The 13,516-nt window shown below is 52.9% G+C and carries 11 protein-coding genes; 1 reads left to right on the forward strand and 10 read right to left on the reverse strand.

The window, feature by feature from the left end; translation table 11 throughout:
* Positions 1-55 precede the first annotated feature (55 nt).
* The 3 genes from MKX51_RS28505 to MKX51_RS28515 all read right to left on the reverse strand — a co-directional run bounded on the left by MKX51_RS28505 (position 56) and on the right by MKX51_RS28515 (position 3,131).
* Complete coding sequence (locus MKX51_RS28505) at positions 56-1,888, reverse strand: hypothetical protein (protein ID WP_340994692.1); 1,833 nt, start codon at positions 1,886-1,888, stop codon at positions 56-58.
* A gap of 66 nt (positions 1,889-1,954) precedes the next feature.
* On the reverse strand, positions 1,955-2,542 hold the full coding sequence (locus MKX51_RS28510; RefSeq protein WP_340994693.1) for a PulJ/GspJ family protein: 588 nt from the start codon (positions 2,540-2,542) through the stop codon (positions 1,955-1,957).
* The gene (locus MKX51_RS28515) at positions 2,526-3,131 is read right to left on the reverse strand and encodes a type II secretion system protein (protein ID WP_340994694.1); all 606 of its coding nucleotides are present in this window, start codon (positions 3,129-3,131) and stop codon (positions 2,526-2,528) included. The genes MKX51_RS28510 and MKX51_RS28515 overlap by 17 nt, the downstream gene beginning before the upstream one ends.
* A gap of 217 nt (positions 3,132-3,348) precedes the next feature.
* Here MKX51_RS28515 and MKX51_RS28520 point away from each other — a divergent pair, with 217 nt between their 5' ends.
* Positions 3,349-4,134 carry an alpha/beta hydrolase gene (locus MKX51_RS28520; protein ID WP_340994695.1) on the forward strand — a complete coding sequence of 262 codons (786 nt, stop codon included), beginning with the start codon at positions 3,349-3,351 and terminating at the stop codon, positions 4,132-4,134.
* 268 nt (positions 4,135-4,402) lie between these two features.
* On the opposite strand, the gene argH is transcribed toward MKX51_RS28520, so the two are convergent.
* From argH to argC, 7 genes are all read right to left on the reverse strand, one after another.
* Positions 4,403-5,818: an argininosuccinate lyase gene (gene argH / locus MKX51_RS28525; RefSeq protein WP_340994696.1), complete on the reverse strand. Its 1,416-nt coding sequence runs from the start codon at positions 5,816-5,818 to the stop codon at positions 4,403-4,405.
* 86 nt (positions 5,819-5,904) lie between these two features.
* Positions 5,905-7,140, reverse strand: a complete 1,236-nt coding sequence (locus MKX51_RS28530; RefSeq protein ID WP_340946604.1) for an argininosuccinate synthase — start codon at positions 7,138-7,140, stop codon at positions 5,905-5,907.
* A gap of 654 nt (positions 7,141-7,794) precedes the next feature.
* On the reverse strand, positions 7,795-8,763 hold the full coding sequence (argF, locus tag MKX51_RS28535; RefSeq protein WP_340994697.1) for an ornithine carbamoyltransferase: 969 nt from the start codon (positions 8,761-8,763) through the stop codon (positions 7,795-7,797).
* Entirely contained in the window at positions 8,760-10,046 is a 1,287-nt protein-coding gene (locus MKX51_RS28540; RefSeq protein ID WP_340994698.1) for an acetylornithine transaminase, read from the reverse strand. Before MKX51_RS28540 ends, argF begins: the two co-directional genes overlap by 4 nt.
* A gap of 122 nt (positions 10,047-10,168) precedes the next feature.
* Positions 10,169-10,993, reverse strand: coding sequence for an acetylglutamate kinase (argB, locus tag MKX51_RS28545; protein ID WP_340994699.1), 825 nt, complete (start codon positions 10,991-10,993; stop codon positions 10,169-10,171).
* A gap of 71 nt (positions 10,994-11,064) precedes the next feature.
* Positions 11,065-12,297 (reverse strand): bifunctional ornithine acetyltransferase/N-acetylglutamate synthase, encoded by a 1,233-nt coding sequence (argJ, locus tag MKX51_RS28550; protein ID WP_340994700.1) that lies wholly within the window; start codon positions 12,295-12,297, stop codon positions 11,065-11,067.
* Positions 12,298-12,319: 22 nt separating this feature from the next.
* Positions 12,320-13,375: an N-acetyl-gamma-glutamyl-phosphate reductase gene (gene argC / locus MKX51_RS28555; protein ID WP_445322086.1), complete on the reverse strand. Its 1,056-nt coding sequence runs from the start codon at positions 13,373-13,375 to the stop codon at positions 12,320-12,322.
* Positions 13,376-13,516 lie beyond the last annotated feature (141 nt).

The following is a 13,516-nucleotide window of genomic DNA, read 5'->3' on the forward strand; positions in this document are numbered from 1 at the left end:
GCCTTTGGGCGCAGTGAATACTGACGCGAAAGGCTCCTTTAATTGATGTATACCGTCAATTTACCAGTTGCATAGGTCCGACATTTACATTGACGGTTTGCACTCTGGGTAAGCTGGATTGCTGATTCTCATAGATGTCCGGTTTATAATCTATCACAAAACGCTCTGGAGCAGCCGCTTGGTTAATGATTAGTCTGCCAGCATTGCCTGGAAGAGGCTCCATAACATTACCTTTTACTGCATGGACAGTCAGGTTGTCTCTAGCAAAAAAACCGCCGATCAAGTGGAACATAGAGCCTACGCCATACAACTCACCACTGGAGTCTGTATAAAAGAAAGCTTCCATCGTTTCCTCTGCACTTGGTTCGTTCACAGCAAAGGCGTGCAGGCGGTTGATAAGCACTTTCCCTTTGGAGATCAGGACCAGTTCTTTGGTCTCCAGGTCATTTCCCTGAAGTCCCCGAATATTTGCATCCTCAACCGTTGTATCACCTAACACCAGCAAAGTCGAATCAAACTTAACGTTGCCTTTGATCTTAACATTACCAGTAACTAATATATTGGCCCGGACTGGTAAAAAATCAGGCTTAAAGTTGTTGATTTCTAAATTCCCGGTAACGATGAACCAGCGGGGCATACTCCCGCTTTTGGGATCAATCTCGTTGGACGGTCCCTCCCGGTAAAATAATTTCTTGTAATCCAAACCATCAACAACCAAATTCCCGTTAAAAACAACTGTGGAATCCAAGTTCTCCAACTGCTGTAGTTTCTCATTGTATATTTCAAGATCCTTCTGATACTGTTCAAGGACAGCTTCTTCGGCATCCGGTAGTACTTTATCTGGAGCTACCGGCATTCCTTGAATATGTGTGACCTCCGAACGCCCGATAATCCAAGAATTCAAGTCTGCAATGCCTTTGCTGTATTCTCCACGCATACTGTTTCTTAATGATTTTTGGGTAAAATCATCCTTTGAGGAGGATAGCCCCTGCGCCAGCTTATCGAAAAACGACTCCTCAACGTTGATTTGGACAAATTTATTTTTCTCTTTAATTTTAATGTTAGCCGGATTCACATGCAGAATCTTAGCCAATAGAACGTTCCTTTCGCTCTCGGTTTCAGGCAGGGAGGTCATCGTATCTTCTTGATCTTCTGACAGGATACTCTCCTTCGGCTGGAAATTCTCTTTATATTTGATATTGCTCATTGCTTGAACATGTACCTCACCCGGGGCTGACCCATCCGCATTACTCATGACGGTGGGGAAATCCAAGGTGACTTCAGGATATCTATGTCCCAAGTAAGTGTACCAAGGTGTATTTGTTATCAGCAGCTTCTCTCCGGCATATACATTGCCCTTAAGCACAGGAGCTCCATTCAGCCGGAGAGTCTTCTCTGAGCCGAATACATACTTCAGGAAGTCTGGATAACTGTCTATAATGACCTGCTGCCTCAGTGTCCGTTCCACTCCGTTGACCACTGCCTTGGAGCTGATATTGATGGTATACTGGATAGACTGGTTTTGTTTTCTGATTTTTTTGTCCTTAGTATCATCATATTTGATGCCATCGACTGAGCCCCTGCTGGAAGATTGTAATTCTGTAGCTACCTTCAGACTGGCCTTGTTGTCATCCAGCTTCGCAAGAATTATTCCCAGGCTTTCCGGGTCAATATCCTCCAGTTGTAATCCCTTCAGCTCGGATTGAATATAGGCTGCAGCTTCATTAAGTCCTTTTTGGGCAAGATGCAAGGACTGTACGTCACTCTCCCTTGTTTCACTTCTTTGGGCGCCTCCAATAGTTGCGCCTAGAACCGCTAATCCGAGAATTGTAAGAAGAAGGACAATAAACATTACTAGTACGAGTGCAGAGCCTTGTTCAGACTTCATGCGGGAAAACCACTCGGAGCATCTGCTCTTTTTTATAAACCTCGATCCCATTTCTGCCCACCGCTCCTAGAATCCGAATTTGCTCTCAACCGCAAGCTGCCGTCTGTTATCTCCATGTTCTAAAGTCAGAGAAAGCTTGATATTCAGCAGGCCACTCTCACAAGGCTGTATTGAATTTGCACTGCATTCCAAGCTTATTGAAGAATTCGGGCCCAACATGGAATCTGTCGAAGTCCTTGTATTATATGTATCTCCTGGTGTTGGAGTAGTTACGGCACTTACATGATCAGTAGTTGCTGTGGGGTCTGTTGTTGGAAGCTCATTTATCACTAACTGCCCGCCGGATATTCCTATCGTTACTTCATCGATCCCTCCGCTAAGATTATCTCTGCTCAGAAGTATAGTCTTATTCACTTCATCAGAAGAAATAGTGTTTGGAGCAAAAGTATAGATTTCAGTAATAATTGCAGACATCAGTAAGTCACTTTCATCCCTCAACGTATTCTCCATAGTCACTCTCTGATAACTCTGCACGCCAAACGTCATTACTCCATAGACAAGTGCGGATACCAGAGAAAACAAAGACAACGCTGCAATAAGCTCAATTAGCGTAAAGCCCTGTTCTTTGCGGAGAAGATCAACGAATTTTCTCATCTGTAATATATCCCTCCACAACAGTCTCCTTACCATTCGTTCTAACCTGACTGGAATCCCGCACTCTGACCCGAACCGGCAAAAGGTACTCGGCAGTAGCCTTCTCAATGGCATCCGATGAATGTATCATTCCTGTATGGAGAGTAGACTGATATTCAATATCTATCTGATAGCTGATGTTATTAATCGTAGGATTCAGCACCTTCGCCAAAGTGTTCACATCGCTCACCGCATTACTATAGACGCTGCAGCTCACCGTTGTCTCTGTCAAAGGAACACAGCCTGAGGCCTGAATCGCAGGGTGACCTATAATCTCAGGTTCTGCTCCTGTAGTAGGCCTCCCTTTAAGGTATAACTCAAGCTTCTGAAAATCCTGCTTCTCCATATAAAACAAAGCGTTCCGCGCCAGATTGACCATGATCGTCTTGTTCTGGTTGGACTTGGAATAGGTCATGGCATTGGTGAAATAAGAAGTCAGTACCAGGGACACTATCGACAAAATGACGATGGCGGCCAGCACCTCGATCAGGGTGAAGCCCGCTTCCTTGCCCCGCTCGCGGCTGCGCTTCCATGGGTCTTTCCAGGACATTATGTTCGCTCCCTATACTCTATTGAAATTCAATTATGGGCTTATCCGTGTCTTCAGTCCTGTGTCCTTGCATGTTTATATGAATCTTTCTACCTACTTCCATTATATTCTTTCTCCTCCGGCAGCAGCAATGCTTGCGGACAATAAATCTGGAGAAATCTACAATTTATATCAGGTAGGGGCTGTGCTATCATGTGGGCAGAAAGGGGATACGCAAATGGCTTTAATTGAATGTAAATTTTATTCGGAGGTGCTGGGGCTCAGTACTTCGATGACTGTCATTCTGCCGCAGCAGACCACTACGCAGATCGGAATGAGCAATGTCTCCAAAGGGACCTTACACCCCACGCTGTATCTGCTGCACGGCTTGTCTGACGATGATTCGATCTGGCTGCGCCGCACCTCAATTGAGCGTTATGTAGCGGAGTTGGGTATCGCTGTGGTTATGCCGCAGGTCCACCGCAGCTTCTACACAGATATGGAGGCGGGCGGCAAGTACTGGACATTCATTAGTGAGGAGTTACCAGCACTGGCCCGTTCCTTCTTCCCGTTGTCGGCCAAGCGCGAGGATAACTTCGTGGCGGGATTGTCGATGGGCGGATATGGGGCAATGAAGCTCGGACTGCGCAAGCCGGGGAACTGGGCTGCCGCAGCAAGTCTGTCTGGAGCCCTCGATATGGCACACAATTTCTTGAACTTTGAAGATCCATCGCAGAAGACTAAGGATTATTTGCAGATTTTTGGGGACAAGAACATTGCTGGTACTCCGGAAGATCTGCTATGGCTGCTTGAGGAAGTGAACCGCTCCAAAGGACCGAAGCCGCTGCTCTACCAGTGCTGTGGAACCGAGGATTTCCTGTATGAGGACAATCAGGTCTTCCGCAAGGCCTGCTCCAAGACGAAGCTGTCTCTAACCTACGAGGAAGGGCCGGGCGAGCATGAGTGGGGATACTGGGATGCCAAGATCCGCGATGTGCTGAAGTGGCTGCCGCTAAGCAAGTAGAATCTTCCAGATTGTAAGCGGATACGGATCATCCCGTAAGCTTCTACCTGGGGTGCGGAGAATATAACATTATCGCTCAAAAAAAAGACTGTCCTACCGCATCTAACCGATGCTGAGTAGAGACAGTCTTTCGTTTAAAATATAAGAATTTATATGTTGCACACGATAACTTATCCTTCTATTTCTCGCTGAAACGGTACCGTCCTTTAAAAGGACGGCAATGCCGTTTCCACTTGTCCTCTAGTTTCGCCTTCAGGCTCTTCCAGGCTTACTCCGCAGCATGTCCATGCTGCTTCACCCATTCACCCGCAGCAGCCAGGTCCGCTTCAGCTCGCCCGATGGCGGCCTGCACCTGAACCGTAGCGGTACCACCGTAGACATTACGGGCGTTCACCACGGCCTCCGGCTGGAGCACTGCATAGATCTGGTCGTCGAACAGCGGCGAGAACTGCTTGAATTCGTCCAGCGTCAGATCGAGCAGGAACTTGCCCTCGTTGATGCAATACAGGACGGTCTTGCCGATCACCTCATGCGCCTGACGGAACGGCAGGCCTTTGCCTACCAGGAAGTCGGCGATATCGGTCGCGTTGGAGAAGTCCGTATTCACCGCTTCACGCATCCGCGCCTTGTTCACCTTCATGGTGGCGATCATCGGCGCGAACAGCTGCAAGGCCCCTGTAAGCGTAGCTACAGTATCGAACATGCCTTCCTTGTCTTCCTGCATGTCCTTGTTATAGGCCAGCGGCAGCGACTTCAGCACGGTCAGGAGTCCGATCAGGTTGCCGTAGACACGGCCTGTCTTGCCGCGTACCAGCTCCGGCACATCCGGGTTCTTCTTCTGCGGCATGATGCTGCTGCCGGTGCAGAAGGCATCATCCAGCTCCACGAAGCTGAATTCGGTGCTGCTCCACAGCACCAGCTCTTCACTGAGCCGGGACAGATGAGTCATAACGAGCGATGCATTCGCCAGGAACTCCACGATGAAGTCGCGGTCGCTGACCGCATCCAGACTGTTCTCATAGACCCCGTCGAAGCCAAGCTGCTCGGCCACGAAGTGGCGGTCAATCGGGAACGTCGTTCCCGCCAGCGCCCCGGCACCCAGCGGCAGCACGTTGATCCGCTTGTAGCTGTCGGTCAGGCGCTCCGCATCGCGGCGGAACATCGACACGTAGGCCAGCAGATGATGTGCGAACAGAATCGGCTGTGCCCGCTGCAGGTGGGTATATCCAGGAACGATGGTCTCCAGGTTATCCTTGGCCTGCCCGATCAGCGCACCCTGCAGCTCATGCAGCAGCGCGACCAGCTCCACCACGCGGTTTCGCAGGTAGAGGTGCATATCTGTAGCCACCTGATCGTTGCGGCTGCGTCCGGTGTGCAGCTTGCCGCCGACCGGGCCGATCTGTTCGATCAAGTTCTTTTCAATATTCATGTGGATATCTTCATCGGCAACCGAGAATACAATCTCCCCCGCGCGTACCATCTCCAGTACCTTCGCCAGTCCGTTCTTGATCGTCTCGACATCCTCTTGCGGCAGAATTCCGCATTTACCCAGCATCGTGACATGGGCCAGACTGCCCTGCACATCCTCTTCCGCCAGCACTTTATCGAACTCGATAGAAGCCGTATATTCCTCTACCAGCTTGTTCGTTCCTTTGGTAAAACGTCCGCCCCACAGCTTGCTCACCTGTTGTTCCTCCTCGATAGACGTTAGAAGGGCCGCCCCTGTCCAGTTGGGAGGAACGGCCTTCTTGTGTCCGCTTTTATATACTGCTACTTATTGGATTCTGCTACGCCTGCCGATACCTTCAGACGAAGGGCATTCAGACGGATAAAGCCGGTCGCATCGCCCTGGTCGTAGGCCTGAGTAGGATCTGCCTCCATGGTGGCGATATCCGGGTTGTACAGGCTGACCGGACTCTTGACTCCGGCGCCGATGATGTTGCCCTTGTAGAGCTTCACGCGTACCGTACCGGTCACGTTCTTCTGGCTCTCCTTCACCAGGGCCTGCATCGCAATCCGCTCCGGTGCGAACCAGAAGCCGTTATACACCAGCGTGCTGTAACGGGTGATCAAGCTGTCACGCAGGTTCATCACTTCACGGTCCATGGTGATCGATTCCATTTTGCGGTGAGCGGTGAACAGAATGGTTCCGCCCGGAGTCTCATACACGCCACGGCTCTTCATGCCGACAAAACGGTTCTCGACCATATCCACGCGTCCAATCCCATGCTTGCCGCCCAGCTCATTGAGCTTCTCCATCACTTGCAGCGGGGATAACGCTTCGCCGTTCAGCGCTACGCAGTCACCCTTGACGAAGTCCAGCTCCAGATACTCAGCTTCATCCGGGGCGTCCTCCGGCGCATTGGAGAGCAGGAACATTTCCTTGTTCTCCGGTGCGCTTGGATCGAACCACGGGTCTTCCAGCACGCCGCTCTCATAGCTGATATGCAGCAGGTTGCGGTCCATCGAATACGGCTTGGCCGCAGAGGCTTGTACCGGAATACCGTTGGCTTCGGCGTAAGCGATCATCTCGGCCCGGCCCGGGAACTGGTTGCGGAACTCTTCCAGACGCCAAGGCGCGATTACCTTAATGCTCGGCGATAACGCAGCAGCGTTCAGCTCGAAGCGTACCTGGTCATTCCCTTTACCTGTAGCTCCATGGGCAATGGCTGTAGCGCCTTCGGCAATGGCGATATCCACCATGCGCTTGGCGATCAGCGGACGGGCAATGCTGGTGCCCAGCAAATATTGTCCCTCATAGAGTGCACCCGCCTGGAACATAGGGTAGATGAAGTCATTCGCGAACTCATCGCGCAGATCATCGATGTAGACCTTGGACGCGCCGGTGGCGAGTGCTTTTTCCTCCAGACCATCCAACTCTTCTTTTTGACCAATATCCGCTGTAAAAGCAATAATCTCCGCATCATACGTTTCTTTCAACCACTTCAGAATGACTGAGGTATCCAGCCCGCCGGAATAGGCGAGTACAATTTTTTCTTTTGGCATGGGGTGTTTAGCTTCCTTTCGGTGTGGAGGGTGATTATAAGATCAACTTCAAGCTTTGCGTATAGACATCCGGTGCTTGGACGCAGCTGCATGAAATGTTTGGACTTCCGGCCGCTGTTGTCTCCAGATATTCTTGAATATACCGCTAGAGCGGATAATATCCGGAGACAAAGGCGGACGCTTACGCTCCTACAGTTCCAAACTTTCACTTCGCTGCTATGCACCGGAAATCCAACGCTCCGTACCTAAGTTGATCTTATATATGTGTTGTATATATATAATTCAATTACTTCAACCCATCGAAACCTATCACTTGCTCAGGGTTGGCTGTGCACGATTAAGGTGCCATGGGTGGACTTAATTGCAATTTGTACAACTAAATTGGCTGATATAACGCAGAGTGTGCGTTTAGCTGTAGTTCGTACAATTAAAATACCTCTATACCTGAATTCTCGCCCATTAGGGCGGATTTAGTTGTACAGACTACAGTTAGAAGAGGACACGTTAACTTTTCACGGTTTTTAATTGTACAGAATACACATATCTCTAAATGTCCGCTAAAAATGACACTTCACTTCATACCTTAGCGCATTTGTGGGTGGAATGAACTCATTTTCTCTGCTCCAGATGTGCAGACGCTTTGCTAGGCTCCATCTAGCCCATCAAAGCCGCCATCAGCGCCTTCTGCGCATGCAGGCGGTTCTCCGCCTGATCGAAGATCACGGAGTTCGGGCCGTCGATGACGCCGGTGCTGACCTCTTCCTCCCGGTGGGCCGGCAGGCAGTGCAGGAACAGATAATCGCTCTTCGCGCCTTTTACGAGCTCTTCGTTGACCTGATAGTCCTTGAACGCCGCTTCACGTGCCAGCTGCTCGGCCTCGAAGCCCATGCTCGCCCAGACATCCGTATAGATCACATCAGCGTCCTGTACGGCCTCCTGCGGGCTGCGGGTTACGGTGATAAATGAACCTGTCTCCTTCGCGATCTCGCGCGCCTCGGCCACCACAGACTCGTCCGGCTCGTAGCCTTCCGGTCCGGCGATAGAGACATGTACTCCCAGCTTGGCGCCGCCGATCAGCAGGGAATGCGCCATATTGTTACCGTCGCCGATATACGCCAGCTTCAGTCCCTTCAGCTTGCCCTTGTGCTCGTATACAGTCTGGTAGTCCGCCAGCACCTGGCAGGGATGAGCCAGATCGCTAAGGCCGTTGATGACAGGCACCGAAGCGTAGCGGGCCAAATCTTCCACTTTATCATGGCCGAACGTACGGATCATGATACCGTCCAGATAACGCGACATGACCTGGGCCGTATCACCAACCGTCTCGCCACGGCCAAGCTGGATATCATTTTTGCTCAGGAACAGGGCATGACCGCCCAGCTGATACATCCCCACTTCGAACGACACCCGTGTGCGGGTAGAGGATTTCTCAAAAATAAGGCCGATCGTCTTCCCCAGCAGCGGCTGGTAGACCTCTCCGTTCTTCTGCTTGCGCTTCAGCTCAATCGCCAGATCAATCAAATACGTGATTTCCTCCGGGCTGTAATCATTCAGCTCCAGCAAATCACGGCCTTTGAGCTGTGCGGCAATCGTCTCTGTTACGCCTGGTGTACCGTGACTCATGAATTTGCCTCCCCGTTTCCTTGATTAGCATAAGTATGAATTAGTTCCGATAGGATGTCCACCGCCTGATCAATCTCATCGGTGCTTACATATAGATTAGGCAGCAGTCGAATGACATTCGGTCCGGCCTGAACGAACAGCAGCCCGTGCTTCTGTCCGGCAAGCACGATCTCGGCTACCGGCTCCTGGCATTCAATGCCGATCAGCAGGCCTTTGCCGCGAATCTCCTTCACGAAGGAAGTGTCTGCCAGCTTCGCTCTAAGCTGTCCGCTTAAGTATTCGCCCATCTCCGCAGCCCGCTCAGGCAGCTTGTCTTCAAGCATGGTCTCAATGGTTGCTTCCATCACCGCTGCCGCCAGCGGGGTGCCGCCGAAGGTACTGGCGTGGCTGCCCGGGCTGAAGGCCTCACGCAGATAACCTTTGCCCAGCATCACACCGGCCGGGAAGCCGCTGGCTACGCCTTTGGCCAAGGTGAAAATGTCCGGCTCAATGCCGTAATGCTGATGAGCGAACAGCTTGCCCGTACGGCCCATCCCGGTCTGCACTTCGTCCACGATCAGCAGCAGTCCGTGCTCCTTGCACAGCGCTACAACAGCATCCATGAACTCCTGCTGTACCTCAAGCACACCGCCCTCGGCAAGCACCATCTCCAGCATAATCGCTGCCGTGTGCTCGTTAATAGCACCCTTCAGCGCCTCCAGATCATGCAGCGGCACTGTCTTGAAGCCCGCCGGAAGCGGCAGGAAGCCTTCCTTGACCTTCGATTGTCCGGTCGCTGTCAGAGTAGCCAGCGTACGGCCATGGAACGATTGCTCGAAGGTAATCACTTCATAGCGGTCCGTCCCCTTCACCTTCTGGTGATACCGGCGCGCCAGCTTGATGGCTGCTTCATTCGCTTCCGCTCCGCTGTTGCAGAAGAAAACCTGATCCGCACAGCTATTCTCTGTCAGCAGCGCAGCTACCCGGTCCTGGCCCGGAATGTGGAACAGGTTCGAGACATGCCACAGCGTATCAATCTGCTCCTTGAGCTTCGCACCGACCTTCTCCGGCGCATGGCCCAGGCTCGTTACCGCGAGGCCGCACATGAAGTCCAGATACTTGTTACCCTGCTCATCCCATACCCAGCTGCCTTTGCCTTTGACCAGACTGATATCATATCTGCTATATGACGGGAATACCGCACTCAGCTTGGCAGGAGCGGCCCCCTGTCCGTTCGTTCCTGCTGAACGCTCCTGCGGCGCCCCTGTCAAAGAATTCTTGTCCGTTTGCGTAAGCTCACTCATTCTTAGTCACTCTCCCACCATGCTGCTGCCGGCTCCCCGTCAGCGCGTCTAATTTACTTGTCAGTTTGCTACAAAACTACGAATCCCTGTCATAACGTCTTTCCACTCAATCTGCTATCTCCTTATCGAACAATCCGCGTGCCCAGCGCTTCACCCTTCAGCACCCGGCTGAGGACACGCGGCTCTTTGCCGTCTACAATAATAACCTCGGACACCTGACCCTGGATGCAGTCCATCGCAGCGCGCACTTTGGGAATCATTCCGCCGTAGATTTCTCCATTCTCAATCAGCGCTTCAATCTGCGCCACCGTTACGGACGGAAGCACTACCTTCTCCCCGTCCACCGTCCGCATAATACCCGGCACATCCGTAACCACGATCATACTCGGCGAGCCGATATATGAAGCCACAGCTCCGGCAGCGGTGTCCGCATTGATGTTGTACCGCTGGCCTTCGCCATCTACGCCCACTGGTGCAATAACCGGAATATAGCCCATCGCCAAGATACCCGTCACAATCCCCGCTCGAACACCGGTCACTTCTCCCACCAGACCCACTTCATGATGATTGGCCACCGGGTGCGCCGTAATCAGGTTGCCGTCAACGCCGGATAACCCGAGTGCCTGCCCCCCGCTGGCCTGAATTCGGCGGACAATCGCCTTGTTGATGCTGCCGGACAGGGTCATCTCGACCACATCCAGCACCTCTTCCGTCGTTACCCGCAGGCCGTTCACGAAGCGGCTCTCAATGCCGAGCTTCTCCAGATTGCTGGAGATCGCCGGGCCGCCGCCATGCACGATTACAGGCTGATTCCCGCTGACCTGAAGCTCCCGCAGATCCTCGAAGAATGAATCCGGCAGCGCCGCCAGCGTACTCCCCCCGCATTTCATTACGAACAACCCGGTGGCCCCCGCCTGCGCCTGAGACTCTATCGGTTCTAACGTCATCTCCCTGCCCCCTGTACGTAAAAGCTTAGTCGGCTTTCGGCCGCTGTTGTAATCCGGTTAACCTATCTGCACTACGTGCGGTAAGCCGCATTAATCCGCACATAATCATAAGTCAGGTCACAGCCCCAGGCTGTAGCCTGCCCGCTGCCGTCCGACAAGGTTACCGTGATCAGCACGGTATCGCTTTTTTGCAGATAATGCAGCGCCTGCTCCTCATCAAAAGCCACCGGACGCGATCCGCGCAGCACCTCGATCTCACCCAGCTTAATATCTACCCGCTCCGGCGATACCGGAACTCCCGCACGCCCTACGGCCGCAATAATCCGCCCCCAGTTAGCATCCGCACCGAAGATCGCCGACTTCACCAGGCTGGAGCCGACCACAGTCTTGGCAATCGCCGCCGCACCTTCATCATGCACCGCCCCGCTCACCTGCACCTCAATCAGCTTCGTGGCCCCTTCGCCGTCACGGGCAATCGCCATCGCCAGATGCTGGCACACATGGGTGAACGCCGCTGCAAAAGCTTCCCAGTCCGCATGCAGCCGCGTCAGCTTCTCATTGCCGGCCAGCCCGCTGGCCATCGCAACCAGCATATCATTCGTACTGGTATCACCATCAACGGTAATCATATTAAAAGTAGAATTAGTAGCTGTGCGCAGCAGGCTAAGCAGATCCTCTCCATCAATGAGCACATCGGTGGTCATGAAGCCCAGCATCGTCGCCATGTTCGGGTGAATCATCCCGGAACCCTTCGCCGCTCCGGCAATCGTAACCTCTGTACGGCCTACCGTTACTTTTACGCAGCTTTCTTTTTTGACCAGATCAGTGGTCAGGATCGCCTGGCTGAATTCCTCCGCACCGGCAGCGCCCGCGTCCAGCTTCTCCGGCAGTCCGGCAATCCCACTGCGCACACAGTCCATCTTCAGCAGTTCACCGATTACACCTGTGGAGGCGACAGCGACATCCAGCTCATTCACACCCAACTGGCGGGCAGCAGCGGCACGCATCTCGTACGCATCCGCCTCGCCCTGGTCCCCTGTACAGGCATTGGCATTGCCGCTGTTCACGATCACCGCCTGCAGCGTTCCGTCCGCCAGACTCTCCCGCGTAACCTTCAGCGGAGCCGCCTGAAATACATTGGTCGTATACACCGCAGCCGCCGTAGCAGGCACCTCACAGAGAATTGCGCCGAGGTCGTTACGCTCAGTTTTTTTGAGACCGCAGTGCAGGCCACCGGAGGTGAAGCCCTTAGGTGCAGTAATACTTCCGCCTTCTACGACGGTATATAGTGGTTGCTCACTCATGATATTGTTTGACCGCTTGCGCTTATGGATACACTGGTGTGTAACCCAGCCCGCGGGTTTCCTCCCATCCCATCATCAAATTGAGGTTCTGAATCGCTTGCCCTGCGGCGCCCTTAACGATATTGTCGATGACCGACACAATGGTAACCCGTCCCGTGCGTGCATCTGTGGCGAAGCCGATATCGCAGTAATTCGATCCGCTGACTTCCTTCGTCGCCGGAACCACGCCGGGCTCACGCACCCGCACATACGGCCTGCCTGCATAATAGTTACGATATAAATCTACGAGTTCCTGCTCACTATGTTCACCAATCAGTCCGGCATACATCGTAGTCATAATCCCCCGGGTCATCGGCACCAGATGGGTAGTGAAGGTTACTGTAACTTTCTCCCCGGCAATATCGGTCAGCACCTGTTCAATTTCAGGGATGTGCTGATGCTTGTTGATTTTGTAGGCTTTGAAGTTCTCATTGATCTCGGCAAAATGCACCATCAGGCTCGTTCCCCGCCCTGCCCCGGACACCCCGGATTTCGCATCAATAATGATGCTGTCCGGCTTGATCCAGCCTGCCGCAAGCGCCGGAATCAGCCCCAGCAGCGTCGCTGTCGGGTAACATCCCGGATTCGAGATGAAGTCCACTCCAGCCGCACGTTCGCCGTACACCTCACATAGCCCGTATACCGCCTGCTCCAGGTAAGCCTCCGGAGGTGCCGGGTGCTTATACCACTGCTCATACTCTGCGCCATCCTTCAGCCGGAAGTCCCCGGACAGATCCACGACCTTGAGTCCCGCCTCAAGCAGCCCGGGCACCAGCTTCGCGCTCACTCCCGACGGGGTAGCAGTAAATACAACATCTGCTCTGCTTGCAATCTCTGCTGCATCTACACCGTCCAGCTTGCGCTGCACCACTCCCGTGAGATGCGGAAAACCCTCCTCAATCGGCGCCCCCGCACTCGAAGAGGAAATCACTGAAGTAATCTCTATATCAGGGTGGCCCTGCAGCAGCCTGATCAGCTCCACGCCCCCATATCCCGTTGATCCGACAATTGCCGCTCTCAGCTTGCCTGTCACAGTCATCCCCGCTTCCCGTTTCTCATTTCTATCATTATCGCTCATGCATAACCGTCCTGCAAATATGTATTATTATACGACCGAATTAATATAAATACAACATGTTGCGTTAAGTTTATTCAGCTGGCACACAAGAAGGAACGGCAG

The sequence above is a fragment of the Paenibacillus sp. FSL M7-0420 genome, assembly GCF_038002345.1.
In the GTDB taxonomy this organism is placed as follows: Bacteria; Bacillota; Bacilli; order Paenibacillales; family Paenibacillaceae; genus Paenibacillus_AQ.